This window comes from Streptomyces roseifaciens, assembly GCF_001445655.1.
GTDB classification, from domain to species: Bacteria; Actinomycetota; Actinomycetes; order Streptomycetales; family Streptomycetaceae; genus Streptomyces; species Streptomyces aureoversilis.
Genome location: NZ_LNBE01000003.1, coordinates 1380788 through 1395582 on the forward strand (window position 1 = coordinate 1380788; position 14795 = coordinate 1395582).

At 70.0% G+C, this 14795-nt stretch carries 17 protein-coding genes and 1 pseudogene; 9 read left to right on the forward strand and 9 right to left on the reverse strand.

The window, feature by feature from the left end; all coding sequences use genetic code 11:
- Positions 1 to 17 precede the first annotated feature (17 nt).
- Both AS857_RS11805 and AS857_RS11810 read right to left on the reverse strand, forming a co-directional pair.
- Positions 18 to 224, reverse strand: coding sequence for a lasso RiPP family leader peptide-containing protein (locus tag AS857_RS11805; RefSeq protein ID WP_160330215.1), 207 nt, complete (start codon positions 222 to 224; stop codon positions 18 to 20).
- Between the two features lie 176 nt (positions 225 to 400).
- Complete coding sequence (locus tag AS857_RS11810; protein WP_058043065.1) at positions 401 to 1387, reverse strand: NADP-dependent oxidoreductase; 987 nt, start codon at positions 1385 to 1387, stop codon at positions 401 to 403.
- Between the two features lie 160 nt (positions 1388 to 1547).
- Here AS857_RS11810 and AS857_RS11815 point away from each other — a divergent pair, with 160 nt between their 5' ends.
- On the forward strand, positions 1548 to 2519 hold the full coding sequence (locus AS857_RS11815) for a GlxA family transcriptional regulator (RefSeq protein WP_058043066.1): 972 nt from the start codon (positions 1548 to 1550) through the stop codon (positions 2517 to 2519).
- 125 nt (positions 2520 to 2644) lie between these two features.
- On the opposite strand, the gene AS857_RS11820 is transcribed toward AS857_RS11815, so the two are convergent.
- The gene (locus AS857_RS11820) at positions 2645 to 3469 is read right to left on the reverse strand and encodes a MerR family transcriptional regulator (protein WP_338058251.1); all 825 of its coding nucleotides are present in this window, start codon (positions 3467 to 3469) and stop codon (positions 2645 to 2647) included.
- Between the two features lie 531 nt (positions 3470 to 4000).
- Between AS857_RS11820 and AS857_RS41880 the strand changes: the two are divergent.
- The 6 genes and pseudogenes from AS857_RS41880 to AS857_RS11845 all read left to right on the forward strand — a co-directional run.
- Positions 4001 to 4207 (forward strand): annotated as a pseudogene (locus tag AS857_RS41880) (aminotransferase class I/II-fold pyridoxal phosphate-dependent enzyme); the annotation flags it as partial.
- Between the two features lie 86 nt (positions 4208 to 4293).
- Positions 4294 to 5004, forward strand: a complete 711-nt coding sequence (locus tag AS857_RS11825) for an aminotransferase class I/II-fold pyridoxal phosphate-dependent enzyme (protein WP_275477354.1) — start codon at positions 4294 to 4296, stop codon at positions 5002 to 5004.
- 50 nt (positions 5005 to 5054) lie between these two features.
- Complete coding sequence (locus tag AS857_RS11830; RefSeq protein ID WP_058043068.1) at positions 5055 to 5339, forward strand: TauD/TfdA family dioxygenase; 285 nt, start codon at positions 5055 to 5057, stop codon at positions 5337 to 5339.
- Positions 5340 to 5389: 50 nt separating this feature from the next.
- Entirely contained in the window at positions 5390 to 5740 is a 351-nt protein-coding gene (locus AS857_RS11835) for a hypothetical protein (RefSeq protein WP_144440783.1), read from the forward strand.
- Between the two features lie 23 nt (positions 5741 to 5763).
- A complete protein-coding gene (locus tag AS857_RS11840; RefSeq protein WP_058043070.1) occupies positions 5764 to 6579 on the forward strand; it encodes a hypothetical protein in 816 nt (271 codons plus the stop codon).
- Positions 6580 to 6794: 215 nt separating this feature from the next.
- Positions 6795 to 7769 carry an FG-GAP repeat domain-containing protein gene (locus AS857_RS11845; protein WP_058043071.1) on the forward strand — a complete coding sequence of 325 codons (975 nt, stop codon included), beginning with the start codon at positions 6795 to 6797 and terminating at the stop codon, positions 7767 to 7769.
- A gap of 30 nt (positions 7770 to 7799) precedes the next feature.
- On the opposite strand, the gene AS857_RS11850 is transcribed toward AS857_RS11845, so the two are convergent.
- The 6 genes from AS857_RS11850 to AS857_RS11875 all read right to left on the reverse strand — a co-directional run bounded on the left by AS857_RS11850 (position 7800) and on the right by AS857_RS11875 (position 12796).
- Entirely contained in the window at positions 7800 to 8333 is a 534-nt protein-coding gene (locus AS857_RS11850) for a hypothetical protein (RefSeq protein WP_058043072.1), read from the reverse strand.
- Positions 8334 to 8568: 235 nt separating this feature from the next.
- The gene (locus tag AS857_RS42340) at positions 8569 to 8958 is read right to left on the reverse strand and encodes an alpha/beta hydrolase fold domain-containing protein (RefSeq protein ID WP_058043073.1); all 390 of its coding nucleotides are present in this window, start codon (positions 8956 to 8958) and stop codon (positions 8569 to 8571) included.
- Positions 8951 to 9103, reverse strand: coding sequence for a hypothetical protein (locus tag AS857_RS42345; protein WP_420823929.1), 153 nt, complete (start codon positions 9101 to 9103; stop codon positions 8951 to 8953). Before AS857_RS42345 ends, AS857_RS42340 begins: the two co-directional genes overlap by 8 nt.
- A 144-nt stretch (positions 9104 to 9247) precedes the next feature.
- Positions 9248 to 10603 carry an MFS transporter gene (locus AS857_RS11865; RefSeq protein WP_338058252.1) on the reverse strand — a complete coding sequence of 452 codons (1356 nt, stop codon included), beginning with the start codon at positions 10601 to 10603 and terminating at the stop codon, positions 9248 to 9250.
- Positions 10600 to 11787: a PLP-dependent cysteine synthase family protein gene (locus tag AS857_RS11870; RefSeq protein WP_079110258.1), complete on the reverse strand. Its 1188-nt coding sequence runs from the start codon at positions 11785 to 11787 to the stop codon at positions 10600 to 10602. Before AS857_RS11870 ends, AS857_RS11865 begins: the two co-directional genes overlap by 4 nt.
- A 547-nt stretch (positions 11788 to 12334) precedes the next feature.
- Positions 12335 to 12796, reverse strand: a complete 462-nt coding sequence (locus AS857_RS11875) for a hypothetical protein (RefSeq protein WP_144440784.1) — start codon at positions 12794 to 12796, stop codon at positions 12335 to 12337.
- A gap of 359 nt (positions 12797 to 13155) precedes the next feature.
- Between AS857_RS11875 and AS857_RS11880 the strand changes: the two genes are divergently transcribed.
- Both AS857_RS11880 and AS857_RS11885 read left to right on the forward strand, forming a co-directional pair.
- Positions 13156 to 14262: a DNA polymerase III subunit beta family protein gene (locus AS857_RS11880; RefSeq protein ID WP_058043076.1), complete on the forward strand. Its 1107-nt coding sequence runs from the start codon at positions 13156 to 13158 to the stop codon at positions 14260 to 14262.
- Positions 14263 to 14552: 290 nt separating this feature from the next.
- Positions 14553 to 14783, forward strand: a complete 231-nt coding sequence (locus AS857_RS11885) for a hypothetical protein (RefSeq protein ID WP_058043077.1) — start codon at positions 14553 to 14555, stop codon at positions 14781 to 14783.
- The last annotated feature ends 12 nt before the right edge of the window (positions 14784 to 14795 follow it).

The following is a 14795-nucleotide window of genomic DNA, read 5'->3' on the forward strand; positions in this document are numbered from 1 at the left end:
TTGTGCGCAGAACGGCCCTACCTCCACCACCGCAGCCCTTCGCCGCCCTCCTCGAGGACGTTTCCTTCGAACCAGCCGAGTGTCAGGGCGGAGAAGCTCCCGACCTCGACCAGCGCCGGAGGCTCGTAGACCGGCTCGCGCGTCGGCGTCGGCTCGTGCACCGGCTTCTGCACCGGCTCGCCGGAGCCGGGGGCCACGGATCGAGCCGCTTGGAGGTCCGCCATCGTCGGGTTCCCTTCTGCAGTGAAGGTGTTCGGCGTCGGCATCCCTACCCATGGGGTGACCCGAGCATCTCCGTGCACCCTCCGGAGCCGGCGGCTCGATGGCGCACACGGCGCGCAAAGGGGCGCAGCACCTCTGCCGGCTTGTCCGGGGGCAGCTGGGTGAAGGCGCCGGTCCTTTACTGCTTCTCCGGTGCAGGGGTAACGGCCAGGACGATCTTTCCGGTGGTGCGGCCGGTCTCGCCCAACCTGTGGGCCTGCGCGGCCTGTTCGAGCGGGAAGACCGTGTCGACGAGCACGCGCAGGCGGCCCTCCTCCACCAGTGCACTGATCTCGCGCAGCCCCTGCCGGTCGGGCTCGACGAGCATGAAGACCGCTCGTACCCCGGCTTCCTCGGCCTGGCGGGTGGGGAAGGTGTCGTCCAACGGGAGAATCGATACGAGAGTGCCTCCCCGGCGCAGGGTGCGCAGGGAGCGTGCCCAGTTGGGGCCGCCGATGCTGTCGAGGACGACATCGACATCGCGGACGGTGTCGGCTACGTCCTGGGTGCGGTAGTCGATGAGCTCGTCGGCGCCGAGCGTGCGCAGCAGGTCGTGCTTGGCGGCGCTGGCGGTGGCGATGACGTACGCGCCGCGGGCCTTCGCGATCTGCACGGCCAGGTGGCCGACGCCACCGGCCGCAGCGTGGATCAGGACGCGCTGCCCGGGCCGGATGCGCGCGGTGTCGACCAGGGCCTGCCACGCGGTGAGCGAGGCCAGCGGCAGGGCACCGGCCCGGATGTGGTCGAGGCCGTGCGGGCGCGGGGCGAAGTGGCGGGCCGGTGCGGTGACGTATTCGGCGTACGCGCCCGCCGGATGCGGGAAGCGCGGCATCCCGAAAACTTCGTCGCCGGGCTGGAAGATCGTCACCCCTGCGCCGACGGCTTCGACGACTCCGGACACGTCGAAGCCGAGGGTGAACGGCGGCACCGCTCCGGAGGCGAACACTCCGCGCTCGCGGGTCTTCCAGTCGGCGGGGTTCACGCCCGCCGCGTGCACACGGACGAGGACCTCGCCGCGGGCCGGTTCCGGGCGGTCCGTCTCGACGACCTTCAGGACTTCGGGGCTTCCGGCCGTGTCCTGGGAGACGGCGCGCATGGTCGCAGGGGTGGTGACGGGACGGGGCATGAAGCGTTCCTTCTCAAGGGGGTACGGGCTCGGGCGCGTACGGGCTCAGGCGCGTACGGGGTTCGCGTGCCGGCGGTGCTGCCGGGCACGTCCCCAAGGCTGCCCGGGCGGCAAATCCCCTGGTGGCGGCGTGATGGCCACGTCATGAAAGGATCCGGCCATGCACCACGTTGGCGTCCTGGCCCTGGACGGCGTCGTCCCCTTCGAGCTCGGCATCCCCGCCCGCATCTTCGACGCCGCCCGCGACGGCGACGGCAAACCGCTCTACTCCGTGACGACATGCAGCCTGGACGGCGGCCCCGTGCGAGCCGATGCCGACTACGACCTCGCGGTCTCCCACGACGCCTCCCTGCTGGCGACCGTCGACACCGTCGTCGTCCCGCCCTCCCACCGGCTGGGAGCGATACGGGAGGAAGGCCGCCTGCCCGGCCCGCTGCGTGATGCCCTGGCCGCCATCCGCCCCGGCACGAGGATCGTCGCGATCTGCACCGGCACCTACGTCCTGGCCGCCGCGGGACTCCTCGACGGGCGTCCCGCCACCACGCACTGGCGCGAGGCCGACCGGCTGCAGCGCATGTTCACCACCACCCGCATCGACCCCGGCGTCCTGTACGTGGACGACGGCGACATCCTCACCTCCGCCGGAGTCGCCGCGGGCATCGACCTGTGCCTGCACATCGTCCGCCTCGACCACGGCAGCCACGTGGCCAACGAGGTCGCCCGCTCCTGCGTCGTACCGCCCTGGCGCGACGGCGGACAGGCCCAGTACATCCGCCGCCCCGTCCCCGCCCCGTCCGACGGCAGCACCGCGGCCACCCGGGCATGGGCCGTGCAGCACCTGGCCGAACCGCTCACGCTGTCCGGCCTCGCCGCCCACGCCAACATGAGCGTGCGCACGTTCAGCCGCCGCTTCCGCGACGAAGCCGGCAGCACGCCGGGCCAGTGGCTGACCCGGCAGCGCGTCGACCTCGCACGGCACTTCCTGGAGACGACCGACTGGCCCGTCGACCTGGTCGCCCTCCGGTCCGGATTCGGCACCGGCGCCTCCTTGCGCCAGCACCTCCGCACGGCCATCGGCGTCAGCCCCCAGGCGTACCGCCGTACGTTCCGCTCCGGGCAGACGGCCGTGTGACAACCCTCGCCGGGAACAGCGGCGGGTGAACCGCACCCTTCCATGGGCGAAGGTGCGGCAGCCGCCGTGCCTGTGCACCGGAGGCTGCCGCACCTCAAGGGGCCGTGCCGGACGTGGCGCCGGCTCTACGCCACGGGTACGGCGATGTCGCAGACCTCCGTGGCCGGGCCGGCCGGTATCCAGTCGGCGAAGTAGACCTCCCGGCTGGGGCCGGTCTCACGGCCGTCGTTCTCCTCGATCCGCCGGTACACCGCGTCGTACGCCGAGAGGATCTGCGGGTATTCCACCTGCGCCTTGGTGAGCGTCGTGTACACCTCGCGATGGGCCGGCTCGGTCCGGACGGCCGTGGTGACCTCCCCGGCCCGGGCCGGGTCGATGGGCACGCAGACCTCCACCGGGCCGTCGCTGTCCTCGTTGACCTGGCCGTGGTAGACGACGAACGGCGCCGCGACCACGCCCCCGTAAGCCTTGGCCTTCTCCTCGAGGCGGGAGCAGGTCTCCGGGATCCACACGGGCAGGTCCTCCGGCCGTACGTGGCGCTGTTCGGTGAGCACCAGCTGCTCCGGCACGTCACGCTGCTTGATCTCGTAGCTGTCCAAGTCCTCTGTCCCTCCTGATAGTTGGATACGAAGGTGGACGGCGAGTTCCCGCTGCGCGGCGATGCGCCGCTCGACGCCTTCCCAGTACGCGGCGACCAGGCCGGCTGCTTCGGGCTCCGGCACGGCCAGCACTTCTGCGATGCGAGCGAGCGGCATGTCCAGGCCGCGCAGCCGCACGATCAGCCGCGCGGTGGCCAGCCGGCTCTGCCGGTAGTACCGGTAGCCGGTCACCGCGTCGACCCGGTCCGGGGTCAGCAGCCCCTGCCGGTCGTACACGCGCAGGGCCTTGGGCGAGAGCCGGGCACGGCGCGCGAACACGCCGATGCTCAGCAAGGGGTCGTCGTCCTCCATGCCCATCACGCTCCCGTCTGCCCCAAGGGCAAGGTCAAGACTGGCTGACAATCGTGGCAAATGCCTGCGCGCTCGGCCCGTCCCGGGCCCTCTGACGCGCACTTGTGCCGCCTTTACACCTGTTCGGCGCCCTTTGTCCATACTTCATGTCTCTGTGTTGCGTGTTCATGCTTCCCGTTCCGCCTTTCTCGGCGAAAAAGCGCGGCGCTCGCCGCGACGGTGCCGGCGGTGCTCGCCGTTTCCATGGGCAGCGGTTCTCAGTCGCCGCAGGAAAAGGCCGATGCGGTCACCCCGATTTCCTCTGCTCCGATTTCCTCTGCTCCCTTTGATCCCCTTGCTCCCCTTGCTCCGCAGTCCGTCTTCGGCGGGATGCGGTCGAAGCTGGCCGAGCTCAAGGAGTCGGGGCTGTACCGGGAATTCACCCCGTGCTCGTACCTGGCCGAGGAGCCGGGGACGGCGCTCCACCAGGGGCGGCGCATCCAGGTCTGGTGCACCAACGACTACCTCGGGATGAGCCAGAACCCGCAGGTCATGCAGGCGCAGATCGCTTCCACGCTGCGGCACGGCACGGGTAACGGCGGGTCCCGCAACATCGCGGGAACCAGCGAGGCGCACGTTGCGCTGGAGGCCCGGTTGGCCGCCTGGCACCGCAAGGCGCGCGCCCTGGTCTTCACCAGCGGATACGTCGCCAACTTCGAGACGCTGACCACGCTGCTCCAGGCCGTGCCCGACATGGTGGTCTTCTCCGATGCGCTCAACCACCGTTCGCTGATCGAGGGCATCCGGGCGACGAAAACCGGAAGCACATATTCCCGCACAGTGACGTGGCCGCGCTGGAGGAATTGCTGGCCCAGTACGACACCGAGCGGCCCAAGCTCATCGTCTTCGAGTCCGTCTACTCGATGGACGGGGACATCGCGCCGATCAGTGCGATCTGCGACCTGGCGGACCGGTACAACGCCATGACGTATCTGGACGAGACGCACGCGATCGGGGTGAACGGTCCCACCGGCGCGGGGATATGCGAAGAGCTCGGCGAAGAGCGGCCCACCTTTGTGCAAGGTGTCTTCGGAAAAGCGGTGGGAACGACCGGCGGATACGTCGCAGGGCCCGACGAAGCGCTCGACTACGTGCGCTCGCACGCCCCGGGATTCATCTTCACGACGACCATCCCGCGATCGAGCCTGGACGCCACCCGGCGGAGCCTCGACGTCGTCCAGAGCGGGGAGGGCGGCGAACTCCGCCGGAAGCTGCGGGAGAACGCGCTGCGCATGCGCGCCGCCCTGCGCGCCGCCGGCATCGACTTCATCGACGCCGAGAGCCACCTGGTCCCCGTGCTCGTACCGGGAGGCGAGCGCGTCAAGCGCGTCTCGCGACGCCTGCTCGACGAGTTCGACATCTACGTACAGCCCATCAACTACCCGTCCGTGGCCAAGGGCGGCGAGCGGTTCCGCGTGACCGTCGCACCGTTCCGCACGCAGGAGCAGATCGACGCCTTCGTCGGCGCCCTGCGCACCTGCCTCGACGACGCCTGAGCTCTGAGCTCTGAGCCCGCCACGTCCGACACTTCCAAGGAGACACCTTCGTGCAGATCGAGAACATCACCCCCTTCATCGGTGCCGAGATAACCGGCGTCGACTACGAGGACCTCCGGCGCCCCGAGGTCTTCCAGCAGCTGGTCGAGCTGGTGCACCGGGACGAGCTCGCCGTGATCCGGGGCCTGGACATCACCCCGAAGCAGCAGATCGAGCTGGCCTCCCGGCTCGGCCGCGCTCGTCATCCATTTCCATTCCGCTGTTCCCCCCCCCCCACACACCGGACCGGAATCCCGTCGGAATCCTCGCACGCACAGGCCGCCCGTCTATGCTGAATGCCGCCTATCAGTAGGTGAGTTGGGTGCGTACGGGGGAGAGGGGAAGGGTGGACGAACGCTCGGCGCTGGGTGAGTTGTGCCGCTTGCTGCCGGAAATACGCGACCTGTGGAGCGGTCCCCGACTCGAACTCCTAGAACAGGGCGTGGCCGGACTGCGCGCCCGGACCGCCTCCGCCCTCGACGTATGCGCGCAGGTCGGCATCCCCCTGCAGCACACCCACCGGGGCCCGGACGCTTACAGTCCACTGCCCGGACTGGAGCAGCCCCGCATCCCCGTCAGCTCGTACGAGTGTCCCCAGCGGTCGTGCTCGCGGCGCGAAGGCCGCAACGCGGAGGGGCGAGTTCCGGCGTGCGTGCTCTTCGAGGCGCCGTTGCGCCTGCGCACCGCCGACGGCTGAGGGATGAGCAGAAGGGGCGGGCCGTGGGCGGATTCCTGACCCACCTGGCCGACAAGCTGGCGGAGAAGTGGCTCAGCCTGCTGGTCATGCCGGGCCTGCTCTTCCTCGCCACAGCGTCCTGCGCTCGCGTGCTGCCCCACAGCGACCCGTTCGACCACCAACCCGTGGTCACCGCCCTGCGCCACCTCAGGCCGAGCCTGCACGACCCGGCCCTCGTCGCCCTCGCCCTGGCCGGCCTGCTGCTCGCCGCGGCCGGGGTGGGCCTGGCCGCGCGCTGCCTGGCGACCCTCGTCCAGCAGGTGTGGGCCGGCCCCTGGCCGTCCTGGACCGGCCCGCTCGACCGGGCGCTCACCCGCAGGCGCCGCAGCCGCGCCGAACGATCGCCCGAACCCCCGGCCGTCACCCGCTACCTCCCTGCGCGTCCCACCTGGATCGCCGACCGCCTGCGGCTGGTCGACGACCGCGTACACGCCGAGTACGGACTGCGCATCGCCCTGCTCTGGCCACGGCTGTGGCTGGCCCTCACACCGGAGCAGCGAGCCCCCATCGAGGCGGCCCGCGTGGCGTTCGCCGACGCGGCCGCCCTCACCGCGTGGGGACTGCTGTACCTGCCCCTCGGTCTCGCCTGGTGGCCGGCCGCACTGATCGGGCTCGTGGCTGTGGGGGCAGGCATCCACCGAGGTCGATGCGGCGCGGCGTCGTTCACCGACCTGACCGAGGCGAGCGTCGACGTCAACCAACAGCTGATCGCCGACCTCTTCGGTCGCACGCTGCAGGACGGGCGTATCACTCCGGACGACGGCGCGCGCATCAACGACCAGCTGAACAAAGGCGCTTGAAGAGCGGCATGATGAACGGCCTGAGGTGCCGCTTGATGTATCGGGCGGAGGGCCTACGGCCCCCCTGACGGCTGGAACAGAGTCCCAGTACAACGCCTTCCGGACACAAGCAGCCGACCGAGCCCGCCCCACGAGTCGGACCACTAGCCGCGGGCCCCACCCTGCGCCATTCTCGGGCGCGGAGATGAAGGGCTACGAATCCAGGAGGCTCGCTGATGAAGGCGCGGAGAACCCGAAGACTTGGGCTGCTCACGGCAGCCGGTGCGACGGTACTGGCCACCCTCACCGGAGGTGCCACGAGCGCGTGGGCAGGGGCTGAGGGCGGCGAACCGTCGAATTCCCGTGACGGCGGCAGCGCGGCGGCACAAAGGGTCAGAGCCGATTTCGACGGTGACGGCAAGGCCGACTCCGCCGTATGGCGCCCTTCGAGCGGTACGTGGTACGTCCTGCGGAGCAGCGACGGCGGGCAGACGATTCGGCAGTACGGTCAGACGGGCGACGTGGCCGTCCCGGCTGACTTCGACGGCGATGGCAAGGCCGACTTCGCGGTGTGGCGCCCTTCGAACGGTACGTGGTTCGTCCTGCGGAGCAGTGACGGCGGCCAGACCATCCAGCAGTACGGGAGTTTCGCGAATGACGTCGCGGCCCCTGCTGACGTCGATGGTGACGGCAAGGCCGACTTCGTGATCTGGCGCCCGTCGAACGGCACGTGGTATGCGCTCAGGACCAGTGACGGCGGGCAGACGGTCCAGGTCTACGGTCAGACGGGCGACGTGGCCATACCAGCAGATTTCGACGGTGACGGCAGGGCCGATTTCGCTGTGTGGCGTCCGTCGAACGGTGTCTGGTTCGCTTTGCGGAGCAGCGACGGCAAGGAGATCATCCGGCAGTACGGTCAGACGGGTGACGTGGCCGTCCCGGCAGACTTCGACGGTGACGGCAGGGCGGACTGGGCCGTGTGGCGCCCGTCGAACGGCACGTGGTTCGTTTTGCGGAGCAGTGACGACGGGCAGTCCATCCGGCAGTACGGTCAGACGGGTGACCTGGCTGTCCCGGCGGAATTCGACGGTGACGGTAAGGCGGACTTCGCCGTGTGGCGCCCGTCGAACGGTACGTGGTACGTCCTGCGCACCACTGACGGCGGCCAGACCATCCGCCAGTACGGCCAATCCGGCGACGTCCCGGTCTGACGGCGGCCGGCCCGGACGGCGGAGGGCCTCTCACCGGGGCGGGCCGAAGGCGTCGAATTCCGGGAGCATGCGGGTCGTCGTCAGATACGCATGGATATCGCTCACGGAATCAGTCACCATCAGCATGATCCATGAGCCGTCATGAAACCGGATCCGGAGCTGGTCGGTGGCGAACCTGCCCTGCATCGGGTCCTCGACGACCGCCCGGTCGGCCTTCAGAACGTCAAGGATCTGCGCCTTCTTGTCCTGCCCCAGCGTCACCCGGCGCGGAGGACCGGCGAGGACTATGCGGTCGGGGCCCAGGATGACGAGCCGGCTCGGGTGCGAGGACTGGCTGTACCACCGCAGGAGCAACTGGCCGGCTTCGGCCTGCCAGTCACCGTCGAACACCTCCACGGGCCGATTCCCGGGGAGCTCGGTGTCACGTCGAAGTCGTTCCTTGCGCGCCTTCTCGTCCCGGAGCGCTTGCCGCTCCTTCTTCGTGCGCAACAGGGGCCCGAGAACGGCCTCGGCGGTCGCCTCCAGGGCGGCGTAACCGATGGCGAGCAGCATGAAGGGGGACACCGCGATACATCCCAGAATCCCGAGGGGACGCATCCAGCCCGGCCGCAGCCGCGGACGTCCGGCCGCCGCGTAGACGTCCTTCGGAGGCTTCGGGACGGGCCCGAGCTTGCACCATCCCACGGCGACAGGGCGCTCTCCCAGCAACTCTGCGGCCTTCCGCCGGGCACGCTTGGATGTCACGGGTTACGAAACCCCCTCGTGGACTGCAACTGATCGGTTCAGGAAGGCAAGGAGATCACACCCGGTCGAGGGGCCGGGCGGGGACGGCTTCCAGAACGTCGGCTTCTGACCCAAACCCGACGCTACGGCTGCTGACCACCGGATCCCGGTGAGCAGCCGCAGCGTGTGAGGCCTGGTCTCCTGCCAGCCGGGCGCCCGAAGTCCGCAACGTCACCGCTGCCGCGAGCCCCGCGCCGGCACTGTGGCCACCGATCGCGATCCGCTCCGGGGCGATGCCGAGCTCGGCTGCGTGCTCGGCCACCCAGGTCAGCACGGCGTAGGCGTCGTCCAGGGCGGCCGGGAACCGGTTCTCGGGGGCCAGGCGGTAGCCCACGGAGATCACCACCGCACCGGCGCCGTCCGCGATCCTGGCAGCCCACGGGTGCTCGGTCTCCAGGTCACCCATGACGAATCCGCCGCCGTGCAGCCAGAGGATGGCGCCCTGAGCCCCGTGCGGCGGCCAGGGCGGCGAGGTTCTTGCGCTCGGTGACCGGGTCGGTCAGGTCGGCGCGGGGGAACATCGGGATGAATGCTTCCAGTTCAGGGTCCATGTCAGCCATCCTCACGGCCACGGCCCCCGCATTCATCCGCCATCCGTCGGGCATCCCACCCGGACCGTGCACCGATCGGCGCCCGTACTCCTGCTACGGAGGTACGGGCGCCGCGGGGCCGACGGCCAGAGCTGAGCCGTCGGATCAGAGTTTGGTGGCGGGTTGTCTGTCGGGCTTGTCGGGCCTGTCGGGCCCCTCGGGCTCTTCGGGTGCGGCCGGAGTCAGGCGGCCCGTGCGGTGCAAGGCGAATACGGCCAGGGCGCAGCCGCCTCCCGTGGCCGCGAGAGCCAGCCATGGGAGCGCCGGGGTTCCGGCGGAGTGGGCGGCGTCCAGTGCCGCGCCGGTGAGGAGGTTGCCGAGCGTGATGCCGATTCCGCAGATGGTGTTGTAGAGGCCGTAGTGCGTGGCCACGTACCGGTTCTCGGCGAGGGCGACGATCGTGTCCATCTCGAAGGGGTAGGCGAGCATGGTGCCCAGGGCGATGAGGAGCGCTGAGAGCAGGGGTGGGCCGACGGCCAGGGCCCAGCGGGCCGGTCCGTCCGAGGGCGTCGGAACTGCGGTGGCTGCCAGCAGTGGCAGGAAGGCGGCTCCTAGGGCTGCCAGTCCGGCGATCAGCGACCTTCCGGAGCCCCAGTGCTGTTTGCACCAGGCCGTGAGCCGGGTCTGGCCTGCGATGGTGGCGAGACCGGAGGCGGCGAAGAGCAGGCCTACGCCGACCGTCCCGACTTGCTCGTCCCCGGCCATGCGGCGCACCTCCAGGGGAAGCGCGAGGTAGACCTGGAAGGACAGCGCGTACGAGCCGATCATCGCGAGGGAGAACAGCAGGAACGGCCGGTTGGACACCACCGTGCGCCACTGGGAGAGCACCGACGTCACCGACCTGTCGGCCTCGTGCGACGGTGTCCGGGCCGGTAGCGCCCGGATCTGTACGATCGACAGCACGGTGAAGACGCCGGCCGCTACGAGGCAGGTGAGGCGGAAGCTCACTCCCGTCAGCGCCACACCGACCAGCGGGCCCAGCAGGATCCCGGCCTGGTAGAAGACGTTGAAGAGCGCGAACGCCTCCACGCGCCGCTCCCGGGCGTCGTGGGCGAGGTAGGCCCGTACGGCCGGGTTGAACAGGGCGCCTGCCAGGCCGGTGGCCGCCGACGCGGCCAGCAGGGCGGGCAGGGAGTCGACGAGTCCGAGCACGGCGAAGCCGACGATGCGCAGCATCAGCCCGGTGATGATCATGGGCTTGTAGCCGAACCGGTCGGCCAGAGTGCCGCCGAAGAAGAACATGCCCTGCTGGCTGAAGTTGCGCACGCCCAGGATCAGCCCGACCGTCCAGGCGGCCATGCCCAGGTTCCCGGACAGGTACTGGGCGAGGTAGGGCATGAGCATGTAGAAGCCGAGGTTGATGGTGAACTGGTTCGCCATCAGCAGCTGCACGCTGCGGTCGAAGGTGCGGGCTTGCGACAGGGGGTTGAGGCGGTTCCGGGGGGCCAGGGGGCTCTTCACGGCCGGCCCTCGTCGTTCGCGTCGGCGCCGCACTCCCGCTGCGCGGCGAGCGGATCGACGACGGTGGCGCACCTCGTCCAGCGGGTCACCTCCTTCTCGTCCGGCCTCCCCACGACCTCGGGTTCGGCGGCCGGTGGTGCGTCGAGGAGGCCGTGGGCGGCGCAGTAGTCGTCGTCGTAGACCGTGCCGAGGTAGCGCTGTGGTCCGTCGGGGAAGACGGCGGCGATCCGGGTGTCCGGGGGGAGGGTGCGTGCGAGCCAGCCGGCTACGAGGGCGACCGCGCCGACGCTCCAGCCGCCGGTGGCGTAGTGGGAGGAAGCCAGTTGGCGGCAGGCCCACACGGCCTCGGCGGGGGAGACCCAGTGCACTTCGGAGAAGTTCCCGTAGGCGACGTTGCGCGGGTAGATGCTGGAACCGAGGCCGCGCATCAGCCGGCTGCGGGCAGGCTGCCCGAAGATCGTGGAGCCGACGGTGTCCACGCCGACCAGCTTCAGGCCCGGGTAGAGCTGGCGCAGTACGCGGGAGACGCCCGCGGAGTGGCCGCCGGTGCCGACGCTGCACACCAGGACGTCGATGTGGCCGAGCTGCGCGGCCAGTTCGAGCGCGAGCGGGGTGTAGGCGGCTACGTTGTCGGGGTTGTTGTACTGGTCCGGCACCCACGCGCCGGGGTGCTGCTCCCGCAGCCGGTCCACGCGGTCGCAGCGGGCCTGCTGCCAGCCGCCGGTCGGGTGGGGCTCGGAGACGACGTTGACCTGTGCCCCGTAGGCGGTCAGCAGCCGGGTCATGGACGACTCCAGGCCGGGGTCGGTGACCAGGGTGACCGGGTGCCCGTGGACCATGCCGGCGAGTGCCAGGCCCAGTCCGAGCGTCCCGCTGGTCGACTCGATGATCATGCCGCCGGGAGTCAGGTCGCCGCGGGCGCGGGCCCGCTGCACCATGTGCAGGGCGGGACGGTCCTTGATGCCACCCGGGTTGAAGCCCTCCAGCTTGGCCCAGAAGCCGTGCCCGGTGGGGGCGAGGGGCTCGGACACCCGCAGGACCGGGGTGTCGCCGACGAGGCCGGATATCCCGAAGGTGCTGGAGGAGTTGGGGGTGGTGGGGGAGCTGGAGGTGATGGGGGTGAAGGGGGTGGCGGGGGAACTTGAGCGGGCGGAACCGGTGCCGTTGGTCGTCAAGGGGTCCATGGTTCGTTCGCCTTTCGGTGGGTCAGTGCGCCGGTGAGGGGGGCTCGTCACGCGTGGTCGGCGCGCCCCTATTTGCGCCACCGACAGAGAAGGGCGAGCGTTTCCCGCCTCGGCCGTTCGGTGTCCGCCTTGCAGGGATCCGGGGTGGCAGAGGCGGCGCGATGGCCGGGGAAGCCGTGCGCCCCACCTGCCTCGTGCGGAACGCCGTGAGGATGGCCGGTTCCGTACGCAGGCAGGGGGCGGCCGACCAAGGGAAGAAGCGGGAGTGGGAGCGGGTACGGGAGTGGGTGCGGGAGCGGGCTCCCCGGGACGGCACCCGGAAGGCAGGCGGATATCCGGGAGAGTGGTGTCGAATTGCGCGGCACAGACACTCCGTACGACGGCCACGTGGCCGGAGTTCTCCGGACAAGTGGAGGCGAGTCAGACGGGCGGCATGACGGCGCCGGGGCAGGGCTCGGTAATTCCCCTCAAGGGAACAGGGGAAAGGAGATGCAGGCGCCAAGGCCGGGCGGGAGCGGAATCCGACCGGTTTCGGAGTGTCCGACTTCTAGATTCGCAGGATGCGTGAAGCCGCTGAGTGTGCCGCTTCCGGCGCGGCGGGAGAGGGCCGTGCGCTCGTCCAGGGCTGCGAGCTCAGTGCCGACAGCGCGTCGAACAGCGCAGAGCAACTGGGAGTGAAGAGGGCCGGGCCGTCCTGGGGCTTGCCGGCCGTGCAGTTCTCGGCGCCGTGAGAGGACTCGTCCTCGTGGTGGTCGGCAGCGTGTGCCTGCTCCGTACCGGGAGCGGCGACCGGGGCCGACTCGCCGTGAGCGTGGTGCTCGTCAACGGCGTGCGCGAAGGCGGACAGCGCCACCGGCCTGCCGGTCGCGTGACTGACCGCGCTCTCCCCGCTGATGCCGTGGGTGTAGAGCACGCCGAACAGCAGCAAGGCCAGCCACAGCAGACGCGACGGACCCGACACCGAGCGGTGGGTCCGTCGCGCATGGAATGCGAGCTGAGCCGAGACCATGACGTGATCGTAGCGGAATGCAGGGCCAGTTATGTCAGGGGCGTCGTATCGAGGGCATGTAATTCGGCCAACGCGAGTGTTTTCTTATGGACGTTGCTTAATGGTGCGGGTCCGCTATCCGTGCGCAAACGGAAGCCGTTTCGCCTCTCCAGGGAAATGTGCCGGGATTGTCCGCGGTCAGCTCAGGGGCAGCTCAGGTCAGCTCGTAGGCGAAGGCGTACGGGACGGACGGTGCGCCGGGCTCGGCCGAGAAGCTGCCGCGCCGCCGTCCTGATCGAGTAGTGCCGCGTCCACGCGTCCATGCGTCCGCGCTTCAGCGCTTTGACCTTCAAGCTGCTTGAAACCCGAGAATCGCTGTCATGGACGACACCGACACATTGATGAGCATCGGCGCCTTCGCACGCCTGGTGGGGCTGGCGCCGAGCGCCTTGCGGTTCTACGACGACTGCGACGTGATGCGCCCCGCCTACGTCGACGACGCGACCGGATACCGCTACTACGCCCCGGAGCAGCAGGCCCGTGCAGCCCTCGTTCGGCGGCTGCGGGAGGCCGGGGTGCCGCTCATCGATGCCGCGGTGGTGCTGGACGGCACCCGCGAGGAGGCCCGTGCCGTCCTGCAGGGGCACGCGACAAGGGCGCGGGAAACGGCTACCTCGGCACAGGTGGCGATTCAGGAGATCCTCCGCACTCTTCCTGACGGAACGCCCTGGACCTCCAAGGCCAAGGTCTGCGTCGGTGGGGCGGAGCTGGCCAGTGCCGTACGGCAGGTCGCACCGGCGGTGGCGTCCGGCCCCGTACGGGAAGAGTTCCCCGTACTCGGCCACGTCCTGATCGAGATCGGCGGGCAGGAGGTGTGCCTGGTGGCCACGGACCGCTACCGCTTGGCAGTCCGCACCTTGCGGGCCACGTCCGCGGAGGGCGATTCCTGGCACGCCCTGGTGGCAGCATCGGACATGAAGGACGTCGCATCCTGGGCCATGCGCATGCCGGACGTCAGCATCGAGGCGGGCCGGGACGGCGCGCGACTTCGCAGCGGAGCTCACTCACGGACTCTGCCGACCGCCGACGAGACGGTCCTGCCCTTCCCCGACTACCAGATGGTCCTGGACAACTTCCCGATCACTCGGCACCGGGTCATCACGGAGCGGGCTGCCCTGCGCACGGCACTCGCCGAGGCCGGGTACGCCGATGCGCCGATCGTCCTCCGCACCGACGAACAACAGCTCACCCTCACACCTGCCGAGCGAGAACCGGACCAGATCACGCTCCCCGCCATCTGCACAGGGCCGCCCCTGCGCATTGCCTTCGACCCGGAGGTACTCCTCGCGGTGATCGAGGCCGGCGTCGGCCCTGACGTGCTGCTGGAGATTTCGTCCCCGGACCGGCCCGTCGTGGTCCGCTCCGCGGATCAGGGCAGCTTCACCACTCTGGTCATGCCGGTCCACGACGCAGCGGCTGACAAGTGAGCACGGGCGGCGTCGCACCACGGCCCGCCGACGACATGCTGAAGGCCCTGTTCACCCGCTTCTGCGAACGCCGCGACTTCAAAGCCCTGGGGCCCACAGGAAGGAGGTGGGGGCTGCCGGGGGCGCCTCGCGGGGGCGGGGTCTCACGTATGGGTGACATGACGTTAGGCCGTATGACAAGCGGGAAAGCCTCTTACCGGATCCATTGCACCTCAGGGCGCCCTGCCCAAGAGATCACGCGGCCGCGGCCGGATACAGCCGCTGCCGCGTACGGACTGAAAGGGCCTGCCTTGCCGCGCTGTCTCCGTACCCTCACCGCCGCCACTGCCCCGCTGACCCTGCTGACCACCGCTCTGGCCGCCCCCGCCCAAGCCGATCCGGTCACCGATACCGTAAGCGGCGCTGTCGATACGGTCACGGGCACCGTCGGCAGCTTGCCCGGCACTGTCACCGGCACCCTCGGCGGCCTCACCGAACAGCTTAGCAACACCCTCAACGGCTTCCTCGGCGGTAGCCAGTAGCTCCAGCTGCAC